Annotated in this window: 23 protein-coding genes and 1 pseudogene; 12 read left to right on the top strand and 12 right to left on the bottom strand. The window is 35.7% G+C overall.

All coding sequences use genetic code 11. The features are described 5' to 3' along the window. Positions 1-227: 227 nt before the first annotated feature. Together AC01GB_RS17780 and AC01GB_RS17785 are read right to left on the bottom strand one after the other, a co-directional pair. On the bottom strand, positions 228-554 hold the full coding sequence (locus tag AC01GB_RS17780) for a hypothetical protein (protein WP_474452945.1): 327 nt from the start codon (positions 552-554) through the stop codon (positions 228-230). A gap of 707 nt (positions 555-1,261) precedes the next feature. Then, on the bottom strand, positions 1,262-1,441 hold the full coding sequence (locus AC01GB_RS17785) for a hypothetical protein (RefSeq protein WP_474452946.1): 180 nt from the start codon (positions 1,439-1,441) through the stop codon (positions 1,262-1,264). A 348-nt stretch (positions 1,442-1,789) separates the two neighbouring features. Between AC01GB_RS17785 and AC01GB_RS17790 the strand changes: the two genes are divergently transcribed. Next, complete coding sequence (locus AC01GB_RS17790) at positions 1,790-2,845, top strand: replication initiation protein (protein ID WP_474452995.1); 1,056 nt, start codon at positions 1,790-1,792, stop codon at positions 2,843-2,845. A gap of 155 nt (positions 2,846-3,000) precedes the next feature. Then, the gene (locus AC01GB_RS17795) at positions 3,001-3,240 is read left to right on the top strand and encodes a hypothetical protein (protein WP_474452947.1); all 240 of its coding nucleotides are present in this window, start codon (positions 3,001-3,003) and stop codon (positions 3,238-3,240) included. A 140-nt stretch (positions 3,241-3,380) separates the two neighbouring features. On the opposite strand, the gene AC01GB_RS17800 is transcribed toward AC01GB_RS17795, so the two are convergent. After that, on the bottom strand, positions 3,381-3,740 hold the full coding sequence (locus tag AC01GB_RS17800; protein WP_474452948.1) for a plasmid partitioning/stability family protein: 360 nt from the start codon (positions 3,738-3,740) through the stop codon (positions 3,381-3,383). A 7-nt stretch (positions 3,741-3,747) separates the two neighbouring features. Then, positions 3,748-4,704, bottom strand: coding sequence for a plasmid segregation protein ParM (locus tag AC01GB_RS17805; protein WP_474452949.1), 957 nt, complete (start codon positions 4,702-4,704; stop codon positions 3,748-3,750). Between the two features lie 671 nt (positions 4,705-5,375). Here AC01GB_RS17805 and AC01GB_RS17810 point away from each other — a divergent pair. From AC01GB_RS17810 to AC01GB_RS17820, 3 genes are all read left to right on the top strand, one after another. Further along, a complete protein-coding gene (locus AC01GB_RS17810; protein ID WP_474452950.1) occupies positions 5,376-5,672 on the top strand; it encodes a hypothetical protein in 297 nt (98 codons plus the stop codon). 95 nt (positions 5,673-5,767) lie between these two features. Beyond that, on the top strand, positions 5,768-5,941 hold the full coding sequence (locus AC01GB_RS17815) for a hypothetical protein (protein WP_474452951.1): 174 nt from the start codon (positions 5,768-5,770) through the stop codon (positions 5,939-5,941). Between the two features lie 105 nt (positions 5,942-6,046). Continuing rightward, positions 6,047-6,400 carry a DMT family protein gene (locus tag AC01GB_RS17820; RefSeq protein ID WP_474452952.1) on the top strand — a complete coding sequence of 118 codons (354 nt, stop codon included), beginning with the start codon at positions 6,047-6,049 and terminating at the stop codon, positions 6,398-6,400. A gap of 331 nt (positions 6,401-6,731) precedes the next feature. Here the strand turns inward: AC01GB_RS17820 and AC01GB_RS17825 are convergent, their stop codons facing one another. After that, complete coding sequence (locus tag AC01GB_RS17825) at positions 6,732-7,019, bottom strand: type II toxin-antitoxin system RelE family toxin (RefSeq protein ID WP_474452953.1); 288 nt, start codon at positions 7,017-7,019, stop codon at positions 6,732-6,734. Beyond that, entirely contained in the window at positions 7,016-7,267 is a 252-nt protein-coding gene (locus tag AC01GB_RS17830; protein WP_474452954.1) for a type II toxin-antitoxin system Phd/YefM family antitoxin, read from the bottom strand. Before AC01GB_RS17830 ends, AC01GB_RS17825 begins: the two co-directional genes overlap by 4 nt. 80 nt (positions 7,268-7,347) lie before the next feature. On the opposite strand from AC01GB_RS17830, the gene AC01GB_RS17835 reads away from it, so the two are divergent. From AC01GB_RS17835 to pilV, 3 genes and pseudogenes are all read left to right on the top strand, one after another. Beyond that, a complete protein-coding gene (locus AC01GB_RS17835; RefSeq protein ID WP_474452955.1) occupies positions 7,348-7,497 on the top strand; it encodes a hypothetical protein in 150 nt (49 codons plus the stop codon). Positions 7,498-7,509: 12 nt separating this feature from the next. Then, the gene (locus tag AC01GB_RS17840) at positions 7,510-8,106 is read left to right on the top strand and encodes a type II secretion system F family protein (RefSeq protein ID WP_474452956.1); all 597 of its coding nucleotides are present in this window, start codon (positions 7,510-7,512) and stop codon (positions 8,104-8,106) included. Next, positions 8,085-8,226: pseudogene (gene pilV, locus AC01GB_RS17845) on the top strand (shufflon system plasmid conjugative transfer pilus tip adhesin PilV); the annotation flags it as partial. The gene AC01GB_RS17840 and the pseudogene pilV, both read left to right, overlap by 22 nt. An 81-nt stretch (positions 8,227-8,307) precedes the next feature. Here pilV and AC01GB_RS17850 read toward each other — a convergent pair. Beyond that, positions 8,308-8,832, bottom strand: a complete 525-nt coding sequence (locus AC01GB_RS17850; protein WP_474452957.1) for a lipocalin family protein — start codon at positions 8,830-8,832, stop codon at positions 8,308-8,310. A gap of 73 nt (positions 8,833-8,905) precedes the next feature. Between AC01GB_RS17850 and AC01GB_RS17855 the strand changes: the two genes are divergently transcribed. Together AC01GB_RS17855 and AC01GB_RS17860 are read left to right on the top strand one after the other, a co-directional pair. Then, positions 8,906-9,049 (top strand): hypothetical protein, encoded by a 144-nt coding sequence (locus AC01GB_RS17855; RefSeq protein WP_474452958.1) that lies wholly within the window; start codon positions 8,906-8,908, stop codon positions 9,047-9,049. 108 nt (positions 9,050-9,157) lie between these two features. Continuing rightward, positions 9,158-9,325, top strand: a complete 168-nt coding sequence (locus AC01GB_RS17860) for a relaxosome protein TraM (RefSeq protein ID WP_474452959.1) — start codon at positions 9,158-9,160, stop codon at positions 9,323-9,325. A 265-nt stretch (positions 9,326-9,590) separates the two neighbouring features. Here the strand turns inward: AC01GB_RS17860 and AC01GB_RS17865 are convergent, their stop codons facing one another. From AC01GB_RS17865 to AC01GB_RS17875, 3 genes are all read right to left on the bottom strand, one after another. Next, positions 9,591-10,079 carry an Hsp20 family protein gene (locus AC01GB_RS17865; RefSeq protein WP_474452960.1) on the bottom strand — a complete coding sequence of 163 codons (489 nt, stop codon included), beginning with the start codon at positions 10,077-10,079 and terminating at the stop codon, positions 9,591-9,593. Between the two features lie 123 nt (positions 10,080-10,202). After that, positions 10,203-10,862, bottom strand: coding sequence for a DUF2076 domain-containing protein (locus AC01GB_RS17870; RefSeq protein WP_474452961.1), 660 nt, complete (start codon positions 10,860-10,862; stop codon positions 10,203-10,205). Between the two features lie 87 nt (positions 10,863-10,949). Then, positions 10,950-11,195, bottom strand: coding sequence for a hypothetical protein (locus AC01GB_RS17875; RefSeq protein WP_474452962.1), 246 nt, complete (start codon positions 11,193-11,195; stop codon positions 10,950-10,952). Positions 11,196-11,710: 515 nt separating this feature from the next. Here AC01GB_RS17875 and AC01GB_RS17880 point away from each other — a divergent pair. Beyond that, positions 11,711-12,685, top strand: coding sequence for a hypothetical protein (locus AC01GB_RS17880; RefSeq protein WP_474452963.1), 975 nt, complete (start codon positions 11,711-11,713; stop codon positions 12,683-12,685). Between the two features lie 797 nt (positions 12,686-13,482). Here the strand turns inward: AC01GB_RS17880 and AC01GB_RS17885 are convergent. Both AC01GB_RS17885 and AC01GB_RS17890 read right to left on the bottom strand, forming a co-directional pair. After that, positions 13,483-13,692, bottom strand: a complete 210-nt coding sequence (locus AC01GB_RS17885; protein ID WP_474452964.1) for a hypothetical protein — start codon at positions 13,690-13,692, stop codon at positions 13,483-13,485. Positions 13,693-14,286: 594 nt separating this feature from the next. Beyond that, the gene (locus AC01GB_RS17890; RefSeq protein ID WP_474452965.1) at positions 14,287-14,991 is read right to left on the bottom strand and encodes a LuxR C-terminal-related transcriptional regulator; all 705 of its coding nucleotides are present in this window, start codon (positions 14,989-14,991) and stop codon (positions 14,287-14,289) included. 53 nt (positions 14,992-15,044) lie between these two features. Here AC01GB_RS17890 and AC01GB_RS17895 point away from each other — a divergent pair, with 53 nt between their 5' ends. Beyond that, positions 15,045-16,373, top strand: coding sequence for a purine-cytosine permease family protein (locus AC01GB_RS17895; RefSeq protein ID WP_474452966.1), 1,329 nt, complete (start codon positions 15,045-15,047; stop codon positions 16,371-16,373). Positions 16,374-16,399: the final 26 nt, after the last annotated feature.

Consider the following 16,399-nt stretch of genomic DNA (forward strand, 5'->3'; position numbering starts at 1 on the left):
ACGATGGCGGAAAGTTAAGTTGCGGCATTTTTGAACAAATAGTTTAATTGTGTAATTCGGTGCTTCACAGATAATCCCGCGGAAGGTAGACTTTTTCATTAGCCTTACTCCTATCTACGTTAGGTTTATGGTTAGCTCTGTGTTGGTGCGTCAACATCAATACAGGGCGACTATTTTATTACTTCTTTATTTTTGCAATAGCTGTTGTAAATGCTATCCGATCTCCGTTAAAAACCAAGTTTTCTTGCCTTGGCTATTACTTTAACTTCCTCTAATTCCTTAAGGCCGCGCCAAAAAGTTGGCATACTCATTTTTAATGTGTTTTCTTCAAGCAAATCATTAATAGCATATTTATCAAGACACACAAGATCAGTATCGATATCAGGTCTTTGAACAGACCACATAAGAACATTAAAAGTCTTTATCCCAGCAGATTTAAGATCAAAAGTTAAAGCAATATTTGAAGTGAATAATTTAACGAATTTCTCATCATCTGCTTTACGATAAGTAACAACATGCGTTCCATTAACTAGTATGTTGTCATCTTTACCCAATCTAGAAACCTTGATTTGTTTTGCTTTTGTTGATAACAGCATATTGTTAATAAAAGGATTACTGTTATATCGTATAGTTATTTCACTTTCTGATGATTTAATGATAATATCACTTTCATTTAAAGTCGCATTTTAGATTAGATAGACAGTATATCAAAAAAGATAGCCTTTCTATCAAATTAACGTATTTTTTTGAAATTAACTCTATCTAAAACTGATAGTAACACTAACAAAAAATGAAAAATATATTATTTATATTTCAATAAGTTAAATCATCTCGTTTTCTTAGATCTTTATTACCTAGATTTAACAAACAACTCATTAGTAACTAATATCCTCTTCCTAGTCGACTCTGTTCGGTGCTTGCAAGCTAATTTGAGAAAACTGAATCAACAAAAAACAATCAAAAAAATCTTTAAAATTAAAAAAACCACCGCTCGCAGCAAGATGCAAACTTGTTTTGCATCGAGGAAGCGGAAGATAAACGGAAATTGCAGGTAGCTAGGTCACTTGAAAATCACATAGAAAGGTGACCAAAAAGCGGTATAAATGTTTGAATATTTTGCTGTGTGAGCAAAGCTAAAAAGTTGCTCGATTGATATGCCGCACGCTTTCAATATGCGTACTATTTCGCATAGTCAGGCTCCTAGTTTGGTTAGGTTTTGGATTGGTTTCTGGGACTGCAATCCCTTCAAGTAACGCATATTTTATTTAGTAATTAAATCTTTATACAGTTCTTTATTTTTAAAGAATTTTATTGCTTCTCTATAAAGATCGGCTTTCCTAATTTTCATTCCTGTCTTTTCAATTTCTTTATACATGAAATCAACGTCATCTTTTACCACACTAGGTACTCTTACATTGACATACTCATACATATTCTTCATAAATTTTACCGCTTTTTGCTAGTCGCATAGTATTTTTCATGATTCCCAATCCTTAGATTTTTATTGCCTAAAAAATATCTTGATATGATAATAAAACATATGTCAACATTATTTACAACATAAATATCAACATTAAATGCAGTAAATTTGGCAAAAAAGTTATCCACCGCTTTTTGCTAGTCGTATTACCGCTTTTTGCTAGTCGTATTACCGCTTTTTGCTAGTCGTATAAATGATTAACTATATGTTTTTGTTAATTAAAAATTAACAGTAAAATAGTAAAGATCTTAAAGTAAAAAAACAGAGTGTATCACTCTGATTGATTATAGGAGGTTTGCTTTGTCAAATATGACACCTTGGCAGGACGAAAATAAAAAGTTAATAGTACATAGTAATGACTTAATTACCGCTAGGTATGATCTAGATATTGACGGTTTTCGCGCTTTAACATTATTTTTGTCAAAAGTTAATCAGAGACTGGAAAATCCAGGGTGGGTATCTTTTACTGCTAATGAATTTCAAACTACCTTTGACATCAACAAAAAAAATATTTGGCGTTGTATGAAAAATTCTGTCGTTTCTCTTTCTAAGAGTCAAATTATTTTCCATGTAATTAATGGGAAAAAAGAATCTTTCACCGTGTTGAATTGGCTATCTGGGTACAAATATCAAAAAAATAACGGTAAAGGAACAGGTTTAAAATTACGCCTAAACTCAGACCTTGATCCATTCTTATTTAACATTAAACATAATTTTTCTTGGTGTTTTTTAAACGCGATTACCAGTGTAAAAACAGTAATGTCATTTAGAATATACATGTATATTTTAAGTCATAAAAATCATCCAAATTGCAAACGTGAAGGTTTTTTCGAAGTTGATATATCATTGAAAGATTTTAGAAAACTTTTTCCAGAAGCAAGCTCAAGATTTAACAACCTAAGAAAATATACAATAAATCCTTCAATACAAGATATTAACAAAAACACCAATTTATCAGTACATTGGGAACCAATAAAACAAGGTAGATCTGTTGTAGGTATGCGTTTTGGATGTGTTGAAGAAAAAGCAACAATTACCAAACCAAAACGCCCAAGACTAGCCAAACGACCACATGTTACATCAGGATCTCATAATGAGGGCGAATGGATGAAAAAAAATGCTGAGATACTTTATCAGTACGAGAAGGATTTAAAGAAATACGATCCTACATTACGTTTAACAATGCCAGATTTGCGTAGAGCCGTAGAATGCTCAAAGTATTGCAAGCAAAATTGGCACAAAGAGAAAAAACGAGAATTGTCAATGAGAGAAGGCAAAAATACAAAAATATCCGTTGTGAAATCTGAGAAAACCAAAGATATTACTTTCTCTGAAAAAGACTTGGAATTAATACAAAATTTTTGATTTGAAAAGGCACAACATGAACAAAACAGAACTAATCAGCAAAGCTTCATAGAAGTCAGGTTTAAGCAAGAAAGATGCAGAGAAGGCGGTTAAGTAATTAATGACCTACGACGCAAAGTCAATCCATATTCTGCATGAAGACGAAATCAAATAGTTTGACTGGCATTGGGCTGAGTGAGGAATTAGCCCACGAACACATTTTGCCCCTTGATTTGGTCAAACGCGGATTTGAAGCATCAAGGCGACTTGGTATAGAACCAGAATTCTTCGTCAACAAATATATCCTCAATCAAGACCTTCCCGAAAATGACGAATTCGAGCAAGTCTTCATTGAAGTGCTAAAGGAAGAAAGAAGAGTCAGAATGCCCTATAAAGCGCACTGTAATCAACTATAAGCCATTTTATCGATAAAAACGGACTTACCATCCAAAAAGTTTATAGACGCTCATAAGTCGTTTAGTACGTTTTTAGTTTTTGGATTTCACAAAGAAAAAAGCCAACTCGAAAGCTGGCAATGTGTCTGGTTTAATCACTTTTATTTTCCAAATAGGTTTTTAGCGTTTTTTCGGGTTTCCAATGCACTCAAATCTTCATTTGAAGCTAATATTTCAAAGTCAACACCTTTAGTATCGAAATCAGGAATTTTGTTTTTTAACACGGCTTCCATCACTTTCGTAATTTCTTCTAGTGTGGTCTTATCTGTCAAAAGCTCGCTGAGCATATAAATTAATCTAGGCTCTTGTTTGAAAAGCGCTACACCGGATAAAAATGCCGCGCGCATGAATTTACCTCTCTCTCCTTGTGGTATATTCTCCAATACTACTTCACCTGCGTACTTGTCAGCACCGTGTCTATCAGGATTGATATAAAATTGAATTTTTCTACGTGTGTCCATATCGATTTCACCCTATAGAAAACATGCCATTGACTAAATCAAACTGAGGGTTTTGGCTTTTAAAAAACCTGTCTTCCCTTGTCACACAGTGGGATTTAATAGCATCAGCAATAATTTCTGCACCTCCACCTATCACCAGTACATGGGTATACCCACTGAATGTATTAACAGCGTCCAATACACGATTAATCAGTCGATGTTTTGATTCTTTGAGTGCAGCAAGAACCTGATTTATTTGGCTTGCATCGTTGATACGGCGTTTCAGGTAACTCATATCGTGACTGTGAATGATGATATCATCCGCCAGATAGTTACTGCCGTTGGTTTTTGCCAAACTAAGCGCTTCTTTGACAGATTGTGTCATCATTGATACACCTAGATGAGAGTTTCCGTATATTTTCGATACACCACTCATTTTTCCCATCACTTGAGCTATATCCAGCGTTGTGCCCCCCAAATCTACAATCAAAAGCGAGTCGAGGTCATAAAGCTCTTTTGCTATTAAAAAACCCGCAGGGATTGATTCCGGCATTACTTCAACGCTTGTGATGTTAAAAGTTTTTCCACCTTTAACTTCGACCGATTTTTTAAAATTATCTTTTTTCCTCTGTATGTTCGCAGAATTCGGCTGATTTTTGGTATCAAAATATTCCGCAATCGGCAAAGAGACGACGATTTCCGCATCTTGAGGGGGTAATTTTGACTGCAATAATGCATGGTGCACCGCAATCACATTCACATCGCTATACTGATAACCCACATTGGTTGTTGTAACGGCAATAGGACTTATCGCATCGAAAGAGTACATTTCGCCATTAATGGTATAATTTGAGCTATTGCTGTCACCAAAAGAGACTGACCAGTCACGTTTAAAGCTATTTGGGCTAATGAAGTGTTTCTGAATTCCTTCCTCACTCCATGCTAATTTGATATTTGTCGAGCCGTCATCGATATATATTTTCATGAGTGACCTTTGAGACAAAAAAGAGATAATTAAATACTTAATATGAGAATTATATATTATATTAAGATTTAATATTAATTTTTTCACAAAAAAATATCAATATAATATATTAAATGTTAACTTTAAGAGAAAATATGAGGTCATTTCTGGTTATTGAGATAAATAAGAGATTTTATAGAGAATATATTGACATATCCTATTTAATAGCAAAAAAAAACGCCAGACATCCAATATCCGGCGCCCCACTCCAAAATAGCGATTTTCGATTGTAAATTTGGAAATTAAAAAAAAAGTGAATTTTTTAAATCACGTAAATTATTGAATTTGATTAATTATTTTACGTCTTGAAATTTCACATTACAATTTAACTATCTTTTTTGCTGTGCTTATGTACAGCCTTTGCTCTTTATACAAATTGGGGTTTCCTCTCTGCTAGTCGCGGAGAACAGAATACCGTTTTTGCCGGTCAGTTTTGGACATAGAAATTTAACATTTTCATTTATTTTTTAATCACAATCCAAAACGGGCGGAAAGCGATCAAGCTCAATATTCATGCGGTATTCAGCAAGGTAATTTACAGAATAGCTAAAAACGCATACTTCCGCAAAATAAGTCCGCACCCAAAACGGCCAATTTCGCTAATGTTATAAAAAAGTTAAAAATAGATTATCATGTCAGGGGAAGCAAAATACAAAAAAGCGTATATTGACGACGTGATCAACCTGTATTTGGTGAGAGGAAAAGTATCAAATCATTTCATTGCAAAGTGGCTGCACGTTGACGAAAAAACCATCAGAAACTGGCGAAAGGATTATTGCGAGTTTGATCATGCCTTTCATCATGTAGCGGATATTTTGAAAAAAGAAATCGCGGAAACAGCAAGGCAAAACACCAAAATGCGAGCACGTAAAATCATCAAAAAAACACCGGACGGCGAAACTACAACGATAGAAGAGGTGGTTGCCTAGTCACAATGATATTGTGGTTTACAAAAAGATGGGGATCAACGAAGGATTCTTTAACGATGAAAAGCAGCAACAAAAAGAATACTTAAGATCGATACTTGAGCGCAAAAAAAGCTGGTGAAATCACTTCACTAGAGGCCGCGAAATTTTTGGAGATTGAAGGCATACCCGACCCCAACACGCTATTGATTGAAATTAAGCAATCATCGGGACTCGATGAATTACAAAATATTTTCCCTTCTGTTATCCAAGTCATCGGCGTAATTCTGTAGACAGCCCACCTGTTGTAGTGATATATCTATAATCTTTCCTCCCACCACAATTGTGTGTGGCAGAAAAACGGGTATTTTGCGTAGCGGAATGGATGGAGAAGTACGATGTCGCCGTTGTTTATTACTGTAGGCATGCTGACTCTGAGCAATGTCTTTATGACCTTTGCCTGGTATGGCCATTTGCGCTATTTCAGTGGGCGTACCTGGTTGATTGCTGCGCTGGTCAGTTGGGGAATTGCGTTGTTTGAATACCTGTTGCAGGTGCCGGCCAATCGCATTGGCTATCAGGTGGCCTCGGCGGGGCAGCTAAAGATCTTGCAGGAGGTGATCAGCCTGACGGTATTTATTCCGTTCTCAATGGTCATTTTGAAGGAGCCGTTCCGCACTGATTTCATCTGGGCAGGGCTCTGCCTGCTAGGGGCCGTGTTTTTCATGTTCAAAGATAAGATTCTGGGTTAGTCATTCCTGCTTTTCACCCTATCGCTACGGCTGGTTTACATAACCAGCCGTACCTTAGGAAGTCTTGCTGGCAACGCTGGTGTTTGAAGGGGCGTTTGGCATTCCGGGCGTGATTGCTGCACCGATTTACTATGCCTACCTGAAAAGTGAATTGAAGGAAGCAGCGCTGATTTGAGTCACACAAAGCATAATGTCAGTCCGCGAATGCGGGCTGACACAGAAAGGATTACTGTTCGTAAGTTGACCCGTTGGCCGCGCATTTTATTTGTCCGATTGATGAAGACAGTTATACGTTACTGCCGGATTGATATCCCCATAAAAAAGGAGGATGTCAACTCAGTCGTTTGCTGGCGAGTTTATAAACTTCACTATGTTCACGTTTTCCAACAGCAACAACAGCAATGATTAGCTCATCCCTAAAGACTTGGTAAACAAGCCTGAAGCCAGATGATCTGAGTTTAATTTTATAGCAATTCTTCATTCCTCTCAGCCTGGCTGCTGGAATATGCGGATTCTCAGCGCATTTCTTCAGCTTCCTGGCGAATTGCTGTTGAATGTAACGATCAAGACTGTTCCATTCTTTAAGTGCATCAGTTTTGAACTTAACTTTGTAGATCATAAATAACGGTCCAGATTGACATCATGCAATGTCTGCTCTGCACGCTCTTTGACCAGGTTTGCTAATTCCTGGTCATCGATAAACTCTAACATTTGTTCATATAAGTCGGCAGGAATGCAGTAAAACGCAGGTTGATTACGATTCAAAATTGCAACCGGATACCCATCTCCTGAATTGACTGTTGCCATTGGGTTTGTTTTCAATTCAGTAATGCTAGCTGTTGTTGTACTAAGAATAGTCGTTGGCATAAAAACCTCAATAAAAACCTATAAATAGGTTTTATTTTAACACTAAAAAACTTATTAACAAGTCTTTTTATGGAGACGATATGTTTTCTTCTTTACCTTTTGCAAGCATCCAACCTCACCTCAAAACGGCAATTCTCTGGATATACCAGAAAACCTTTTCCGCCAAAGACCGCATCGCCTTCTACGACATGCTGGCCTTTTTGCTGGATAACAACAAATCGTTGCAGTAAGTCTTTATCGATATGCGTAACGTGGTCACCGATTTTGGCCGTAAACATCATCCCTATGCGGTGCTGTTGACCGATTGCCTGTCAGCGCTGGATGAGGGGCAAGGCGATTTTGAAAAGGTACTGCTCGAATGGATGCCGGTTCAGGAAGCCAACCTGATTGGCTCAGGTATCCTTTCCGGCAAGCTCTCCGATGCCTTGCGTCGTGCCAGCCAAATTGTGGAGGGCAAGAAAACGATAGTCTCCGCGCTGTTCGTCGCATTGGGCTACCCCTGTTTTCTCCTGGGCATCGTGGTGCTGATGATGCATATGTTCTGTGAAAAGTTTATCCCCAAACTGGCAAGACTGGTGTCGCGTGAAAAATGGGATGGACCTTTAAGCCTGTTAACCGGCCTTTCTGAATTTATTGTTAACTTTGAGTGGTTACTGCTGTTTGGCCTAGTGGCACTCACCGCCCTGATTGTCTGGTCAATGGGGCATTGGGTCAATCGAAAAATTGCCGACAACCTGCCGCCGTGGTCAGTGTATCGTGCCGTGCAGGGCGTTTACTTTTTGCTGAATATCGCCGACTTACTGCGCGTCAATATCCCGTTCATGCAGGCGGTCAACTAAAAGGCGGTTCTGTAAGAGACGATGGACGCCTGTCTACCGGCGAATTTTTACAGTTGGATGGTAACCGCACAACCCGGCTGGGTATGCAGCCCTAACGGGTTGGTATGTTGCAGGCCTTAAGTTTGTAGGGCATCAACACGAAGAGTCGGCCTACGTTATTACCTGATGTCATTAATTTATTGATATAAAACCAAATTATTTTTATTCCTGCTTAACCCATATCAAATTATCTGCTGGATAATCTAGCTCTCTGGCGATTTTTAGCAAAGATTCCGTTTCCTCGTTATCGAGCTTGGGCGTGCGTGAAAGCAGCCATAGATAATTTCGACTTGGTCCTGCCACCAGTGCATAACGATATTCTGGATCCAGAGCTATCACATGATAGCCACCATAAAACGGCCAAAAAAATGAAACTTTAAGCGCTGCACGATGAGGTGAATCAAGAAATTGTGCTTTACCGATGCTTCTTCGCCATTGCTGTTGAGTAGCTGAAAACCCTTGGTTAATCACTTTGAGGCTACCATCGGGATTCAGTGCGTAAGTGGCGGTAATGTGATCGAGTCCACGTTCAAAGCGATTATCCAATCTGGCAACTTCGTACCAAGTCCCTAGATATCGGTCTATGGAGAAGTTTTTTACTGCTCTTACCCCTTTTGGCGGAGATACACTACAAGACAGACATAGCAGCGAAGATATCAATAAATAGATGTTTCTCCATAATTTCATGGCGATTCAACCTTATGAATATTCTCAATGAGCAAATGAGAATAATGAAAAATAATCCAACAGGAAAGCCATTATGAATAAAATAATCTTCACCATAGAATGGTTATTGCTTTCTGCCAGTTCCCCTCTTCTTGCTGATGAAAACGTTGACTCAGGCGATCCGTGTACCGTTGTGCTGTGCATGTACGAAAAATTGCAGGGCAATAATCAAAGCTAATGCAGTGGTGCAGTAGGGAAGTTTTTCTCACTCAGTAAATTTGGTAGACATGGTTTTGCATTATATTATTTTTCAATATTTGTAAATTTTTAAATAGGCACACTAATCATGATTCCTGAAGATTATAAAGTTACTGTACGTATTCCTAAATCGGTTGTCGATGTTATTTCTGAAAAAAGGATTAATGATAGTGAAGGAAAATCATCCTGTAATCGAACAGCAATTGCATTAGAAATGCTTAAATTAGGAAGTCGTATTATGGAAAAATATGGATAAATATTCTAATGAAACACCTTCTATTTCTGTCGATGATAAATTAGCGTTAATTGCTTAATCTGTTTTAAAAACAGAATACTTTACAAATACTATTTTTCTCGGTGGCCGTGGTGATATCGATAAAGCTAAACATCAAGGTACAGAGGAAAACTATCAAAAATATTTGTCAGAGATGAAATATAAACTTAATTATTTCTTTAATCAAAAATAAATAGTTAATTTATGATAAAAGAAATAATGCCCCAAAATTAGGGGCATTATTAAATTAATTTTTATGTTCAATAACTTCTGGTTGAGATTTTTGACCAATAGCAATTTTTTGGGGTTTTTGTTCTTCCGGTATTTCATAATTAAAAATTAATGTTAGCAATCCATCTGCTAAATTAGCATTTTGGATCCTTATGCGATGGTCAAGGTCAAAACTCATCGAAAAGCCTTTTTTATCAATACCTTTATGTAGCCATTTCTCTGTTTTGCTATCATCGTTACTTTCTTCTTTCTCTGTTTCACTTTTGCCGCTGATAGTCAGCTTATTATTCAATACTGATATATCTAACTCCTGTTGTTTATAACCAGGAACCGCTACTGTGAGTTCCAGATTTTCTTTATCTTTTTGGTATAAATTGTAAGTCGGAATATCTGACAACGGTTTTTCACCCGTTATTCGGCTAAATAATTTATCCATTTGAGAAAATCTATCCGATAATAGGTTATCACTGAGCATAGGAATAAGAGAAAAAGAACGATAAGTCATATTGTCCTCCTTTTTGTGCTTGTTAACTTTATTTTTTAAATAAGAACTCACGTTATTATTTTCAATGGGCTGATAAATTTTTTTGAAAAAATAGTCTTGGATTAAATAATTACATATTGTCATTTAAATAAAATCATCATCACTGATATCGTCATAATAGTCATCATTCGAATAATCGTTATGAGTCAGTTTTGTATTTTGATTAAATGTGTCAACATTGGTAGATTGAAAATTGTTATCTATTGTTGAATTATTATTGCTGGCTGAATCAGGTGTGGCTTGAATCGTATTTATAATTTCATTGGGTTTTGAATGACCAAACATGTTGGTTAACATATTACCCACCATTACACCACCGGCTACTCCTGCAGCTGTTTTTAATGCTCCAGATAAAAAACCACTATTCCCACCTGAAATGTTAGGTTGTTGTTGATATTGAGGTGTTTGCTGTTGCGGTTTTTCTGTTATTGTTGTAATAGGTTGACTAGGATGAATTTTTTCTATCAAACCACTAAGAAAACTGCCTTTTGTTGACTGTTTTTCAGTTGCACTCTTTAACTGAATAATTTCATCTTGTAATTGTTTAATTTGTAGAGTAAGTCTTTGTAGTGCCGCTTCCTGAATGATGATAGATTGCGCCATAAAATAAGGGGATTCGGGTTGTTGCTTAATCAAAGTTTGAATCAAACTATTCGCCTCTGAATCGAGAGAGTTAGAGGGTGTCTCCGCTTGCTTTAAGCGTTGAAATAGATCTTCGATAAGCTGTTTTTCTTCAGATTGCATATTACGCTTCCTCTTGGTTGAAGAGGAATTATTTTATTGAATTTATTATGATTACTCAATGTGATTCTATTATTCGGCGCCATCATTTTAATCACCGTACTCTTTTTCTTTAATTTTTTGTTTATCTGCATGATGCAAAATATTGACCTCATCGTTGGCATTCATCAATTTTTCGCCATCAGTATTCTCAGGAAGTGTGCTCTCTTCATCTTTAAGTAATGTATCATTGATGTCAAAGGTTAACGCTTTGTCTATATCAACGGAAAGAATTTCTCTCTGTGTTTTCCCTTTAAGGTCAAACACTGAATTATTCGGAATATCGCTATTTTTCATCCGCGTTACTGTTTCTGGCGGTATGCTGTTGCCCGCTATTACCGCTTCGCTTGCGGGTTTTGTTTTGCGGTCTGGTTATTTATTACCTTATAAAAATCGGTTTTTTCTGCGCTAATCGTCCCCCATTTTTACATCGTTAAAGGCCATTTTCTTGTCAATGGTGGCTTTATCGTGTCCGGTGATGGTGATGACCGTTTTGGCTTTTGATAGACTCTTGCCCAACGATTCGCTTGTCTTTAACCCTCAAACCACTGAGTCGTTTTATTTATCGTAAAAACATGGCTTAGCAGGATGCGCAGGCGTGTGGTTTCCTGCTACCCGATAAGTCCCCTGGCTTCGGCGGTTTTCTATTCTATTATCTTTGCGATTGCAATCTGCCGCCTTCTATGTCCTGACGGGCATATTTAAAAATATCTGTTATAGTTTCATATATCCACCCGTTACGCATTACCCCATGTATGGAGATCACCCAATACATTTTAATTACGAATAAAATAGATAAAAGGAACAATATTATGTCACTGTCTATTCAAAGTAATTTCTTATGTTTCTTTAAAAGAACACTTAGCAATGAAAATATTAACCGCGCTATTGAAAGTTCGTCAAAAGAAGAAGCTACAGATATTGGAATATGGGAGAAAATTAAAGATTGGTTTTGTGGAAGCAATACACGAGAAGCATTGGAAAAATTTTACGAATTAACACACAACAATGATGAACTTAATACTAATTCAATGATAAAAAAGATCGTAGCTTTTTATCAACTAAAAGAAATGGCATCTCCTATTCATCAAGATAAATTTGAAGCATCCATTACCCAAAATGAAGATGGCATTTATACTTTTTCCTTTTCCATTAAAGATATTATGAGAGAACGTTTACTAATATACGGAACTTCGAACGATATCTGTGATATTAAAAAAAGAGAATTAACTAATAATAGTGAAATATTAGACAATGATACGGTTATCCATGAAGGAATTTATGCCGCTTTAAGTAAAGTAAAATATGATAATGATCGAAATAAACTAGAAGGTATTACTTCAGCAAATCAGGGAAGAGTTGGACTGCATTTGTTAAGCTACAAAACGAAACAAGAAATGGCGATTGATCAGAGCTTATTGCAAAGATGGATTACACTGAAAATGAAATGCTTTGATTATTATTCGATACAACGTTATTCACTAGATTCAACGGATGGTATAGATATAACAAGCGTAATAGGAACAAAAAATGAATGGGTTTATCATTTTGCTGCATCAATTGATAATGCAAAAAAACACACGGAAAAAATGCTGGCTAAAGTATACAATGATTTTGCTGATTACCTACATAAGACCAAAACTGATACAAATATAAATAAATTATATGAAGAATCAGAGTTACTCAAAAAAATAGATAGTTATATACTAGAAAACAACAAAGAATATTCCTTAACGTCGGAACATATCAAAAAGCTGTATAGTCAAATAGAGAATCAATCCCATTGAATTATACGAACCTAAAAACACATCCACTTGTAGTTCTTAATTCAAATCCAATATCCTCGAATAATAAACATGTTCGAGGATATTTACATTATGATCAACAAGCATAAAAAAAGCCCACCAAGAAGAAGTGGGTTTCCCTGATGTGGTTGAAAAAATGACAAAGAAAGGCTTTAATTCAAAAAGAGAGTGCCAATATGCGCTTTCTGTTCGATGATTTTTTGTTTTTTCTGTTTTTTGTGGTGATTCATGAACAGATTAGCGTAAACCACTATCTGACGTTGAAAATCCCGTAATTGTTGACGTGTATTTTCGTGTTGCTAAAAGGCTTTTTTGAGGTTTTGGTTAAATTCACGTTCAGCGTCTTTTTCTCTTCAAAATCTCACCAAATCGTTTGTATTCTCGAGATTTGGCATTATTTTTCTTCGGCAGAACGATGATTTCTACAAATTCACGCTGCTTCTTCAAATTTGGTTCCTCCTCGAATGTCTTGTGTTGATATTTTTTGCATGGGTTATCCGCGCTTGGCGCAGAAGTAAAAAACATCAAAACAGAACACTCAAATTTCTGTATTCTGTCTTCCAGACACACTGGAAGAAAACCAAATTTGATAGAGAGCAAAAGCCGTACAAAAAACAGCTAAAAATGAATTCGCCCATTATTGCAAATGATTTTAATTTGTCAATAAACTGATAAAATTCAATAACTTAGGTAAAAAATAAAACGATCAAAATCAATGAGTTACGACTAAAAAATAATCGTATTTTTTTGGTGGGATGAGTTGAACTTTTTTTGCTAATTTAGCAATTCTTTGAGGTGTATATTCTGGTTCCGCTTTCTCCTATCAAAATCCCGTTACCGCCAATCACATCAAAGTGATACATCAACCCTTTTTCGGTCATCTCGCGCTTTCTCAATTTCACGATTTTTAAGGTTTCGTCATTGTGAAAAACGGACATACCTGCTTGTAAATGGCGAAACGTTGTTCTGTATTTTCTGGGCTGAATCATGAGTATTTCCTCTTGTGCTAAAAAGAAAAAAATAGAAATAGCAAAAATCTTTTGTCTTATTGAAAAAAAAGGGAATATGCTTCGTTGTCGCTACATATTCCCTTTGGGTTTTTCCCTGGTGTTGGTAAGTAAAAAATTAATCATAAAAGCAAAATAATTATTATTGTATTTCCCTGATATTGGCCAATTTGACAGCCAAAACTAACTATCAAAGCCCCGTTTTCCGGGGTTTTTCATTATTAGAATTCTGTTATTTTTATTTGAAAATTTTAAATTGCATTTGTACATAAGCCTTCCCTCATCAAAAAGAGAAGTCTAGACACCAGATTGGGTGGCAGACTGGACAGGGTTCGAAGTACCGTACACATGAACGGCGAGCCTTTCGGCTCCCCCACCCCGCCCACCATAGATGTGAGGTAATGGTACCAATATAAAAAAATATATATTTATACTGGATATGTGTTTAACGGGCTTCGACTCCCGACCTATGATTTCTCATAGGAATTTTAGCTTACTTAGTTTTTTAAAAATTCATATACCGTAATATTACGTAGAAGAAAAAAAATGTAACTTCAAGCATAAATATAAATAAAATTAATCTATTAGTTGCACCCCTTTACGAATAAAATCAGCCGGAATATATCTATCAAGTCCTGTATTTTTGCAGAATTCAATTAGCTGAATGACATTATGTACATCAGCCTTTATATAAATATTTTTTAAGTGTGCTTCCGCTGTTCGTGGTGTGATATCTAATCTTTTCGCTATTTCTTTAGCAGTGAGCCGTTGTTGTGCCCAAAAAATAACTTCCAATTCTCTTTTGGTGAAGATATCATTAGGTGCGTCAAATTGAATGGTTTTTCTGTTCAAACGGTTCATGTAATACAGCAATGTTGGTGCATCGATACGTCTACCATAACCAACAATACCAATTATATTATTGTTATCATCATAAAGCGGGGTTTTTTCTGATAAATGAGGGATTGGAGTATTACTATTCCCCTTGCCGTAATAATGAATATCTATAGATGTTATCATTCTATTTTCCGATATTACTTTTTTATCGTGATTGATAAAATCAGGCCATAGTTCCTCGCATATTTTGGTTGGAATTTCTTTATCAGATCTTCCCTCTTCATTAAAGTTATTAGGAAATTTAAAGAATCGAAAGGCTGCTTTATTTACAAATATATATCTTGATTCATTATCTTTTAAATACCAATGGTCTGGTCTATTCTTTATAAATGATATTAGCGATGAAGGTGATGCTAAATATGATTTTATGCTTGCATTTTTCATGCTATTTACCTTCTAATTTTAAATTAATTATATAACTTAATAATAAACCTGCTATGGATAAAAATGAAGGTAAATTTATGAATGTTTCCAAAGATGAATACGCATTTAAAAGATTACCAAAAGAAGAAAAAACAAGTTTATTTAATGTAACTCTTGTTCGTATGGGGTTTGCAACTTCGTTAGCTCAATTTATGCTGGGAGCAACATTAGGCCATAGAATGACCTTTATAGAGGCTATGATAGCTACAACGCTAGGTAGTTTAGTTTTAATATTTGTTAGCTTTGGTTTAGGTTATGCTGGTATGAAGGAAGGTTTGTCTACCAGTATTTTATCAAGGGTGTGTGGTTTTGGAAGAATAGGAGCCATGTTGATAGGAATTGCTATTTCTATAAGTCTCTTAGGTTGGTTTGGAATTAATATTTCTCTTATTTCACAAGGTCTTATTAATACAATTACTCCTGATATCAATTTATTTTGGCTTATCATTGTTACAGGTTTACTTTTTTCTTTACTTGTTGCTTTGGGTTTTAAAGGATTAAGCATTACAGCCAAAGTAGCAGTACCTTTATTTTTGATAGTAATATCTTTCATTAGCATAAAGGAAATTTTTTTAAATCCAATCGATAGTTTTAATTTTTCTAAACTTAATGGTGAATTACTGTCTGTTGGTGATGCTGCCACTATGGTTGCAGGATTATTTATTGTCGGAGCTTTAATTACACCAGATATAAGTCGATATTGTAAAAATGGTAAGCATGTTTTTTGGATGATATTTATTTCAATTATTGTTGGTGAGTTTTTTATTAATGGCATTGCCATACTCGTTTCCCATGCGTTAGGTACAGACGATGTTGTGAAAATAATGTTACACAGCGCAGGTTTTATTGGTTTTCTTACAATTGTTTTATCAGCAATAAAAGTTAATGACATAAATCTTTATTCTTCATCCATTAATATCTTAGGTTTTTTGGAATCTATAACAAATATAAAATTTAATTATGCAGCAATAACTATTTCTTTGGGGTTATTCGGAACATTGTTGGCATCACTGGGTATTTTAGAGTATTTAACCTCATTTCTATTGCTGCTTGGCGTTATTTTCCCACCTATCGCTGGCGTGATGCTGGTTGATTACTACATTCTAAAAACTAGTCGAAAAACATTAGACGAAACGAGAGAAAAAGGTTTACTCCCTGATGATGCATCTACTCCCTTAATTGGCTGGTCTGCGATTGTTGCCTGTATTGTTGGAACGCTTATAGGCATATTCTTCAACTTTGGCATCCCTTCTTTGAATTCTATTCTGGTTGCCGGATTAGCTTACTGGATTTTGATGAAGCTAAAATTACACTACCCTACTTCGAAAAGTAACTATACTTAAGATACTCAACAATCTTTTTCTACACG

The organism is Candidatus Arsenophonus phytopathogenicus (genome assembly GCF_056113345.1).

Coding starts and splice junctions, on each gene's coding strand:
- AC01GB_RS17890 (WP_474452965.1), bottom strand. CDS start 14,991: ATGAAAAATGCAAGCATAAAATCATATTTAGCATCACCTTCATCGCTA.
- AC01GB_RS17880 (WP_474452963.1), top strand. CDS start 11,711: ATGTCACTGTCTATTCAAAGTAATTTCTTATGTTTCTTTAAAAGAACA.
- AC01GB_RS17800 (WP_474452948.1), bottom strand. CDS start 3,740: ATGGACACACGTAGAAAAATTCAATTTTATATCAATCCTGATAGACAC.
- AC01GB_RS17865 (WP_474452960.1), bottom strand. CDS start 10,079: ATGACTTATCGTTCTTTTTCTCTTATTCCTATGCTCAGTGATAACCTA.
- AC01GB_RS17820 (WP_474452952.1), top strand. CDS start 6,047: ATGTCGCCGTTGTTTATTACTGTAGGCATGCTGACTCTGAGCAATGTC.
- AC01GB_RS17860 (WP_474452959.1), top strand. CDS start 9,158: ATGATTCCTGAAGATTATAAAGTTACTGTACGTATTCCTAAATCGGTT.
- AC01GB_RS17835 (WP_474452955.1), top strand. CDS start 7,348: ATGTTTTCTTCTTTACCTTTTGCAAGCATCCAACCTCACCTCAAAACG.
- AC01GB_RS17840 (WP_474452956.1), top strand. CDS start 7,510: ATGCGTAACGTGGTCACCGATTTTGGCCGTAAACATCATCCCTATGCG.
- AC01GB_RS17810 (WP_474452950.1), top strand. CDS start 5,376: ATGTCAGGGGAAGCAAAATACAAAAAAGCGTATATTGACGACGTGATC.
- AC01GB_RS17875 (WP_474452962.1), bottom strand. CDS start 11,195: ATGAAAAATAGCGATATTCCGAATAATTCAGTGTTTGACCTTAAAGGG.
- AC01GB_RS17855 (WP_474452958.1), top strand. CDS start 8,906: ATGAATAAAATAATCTTCACCATAGAATGGTTATTGCTTTCTGCCAGT.
- AC01GB_RS17830 (WP_474452954.1), bottom strand. CDS start 7,267: ATGCCAACGACTATTCTTAGTACAACAACAGCTAGCATTACTGAATTG.
- AC01GB_RS17895 (WP_474452966.1), top strand. CDS start 15,045: ATGGATAAAAATGAAGGTAAATTTATGAATGTTTCCAAAGATGAATAC.
- AC01GB_RS17805 (WP_474452949.1), bottom strand. CDS start 4,704: ATGAAAATATATATCGATGACGGCTCGACAAATATCAAATTAGCATGG.
- AC01GB_RS17790 (WP_474452995.1), top strand. CDS start 1,790: ATGACACCTTGGCAGGACGAAAATAAAAAGTTAATAGTACATAGTAAT.
- AC01GB_RS17785 (WP_474452946.1), bottom strand. CDS start 1,441: ATGAAGAATATGTATGAGTATGTCAATGTAAGAGTACCTAGTGTGGTA.
- AC01GB_RS17870 (WP_474452961.1), bottom strand. CDS start 10,862: ATGCAATCTGAAGAAAAACAGCTTATCGAAGATCTATTTCAACGCTTA.
- AC01GB_RS17885 (WP_474452964.1), bottom strand. CDS start 13,692: ATGATTCAGCCCAGAAAATACAGAACAACGTTTCGCCATTTACAAGCA.
- AC01GB_RS17850 (WP_474452957.1), bottom strand. CDS start 8,832: ATGAAATTATGGAGAAACATCTATTTATTGATATCTTCGCTGCTATGT.
- AC01GB_RS17825 (WP_474452953.1), bottom strand. CDS start 7,019: ATGATCTACAAAGTTAAGTTCAAAACTGATGCACTTAAAGAATGGAAC.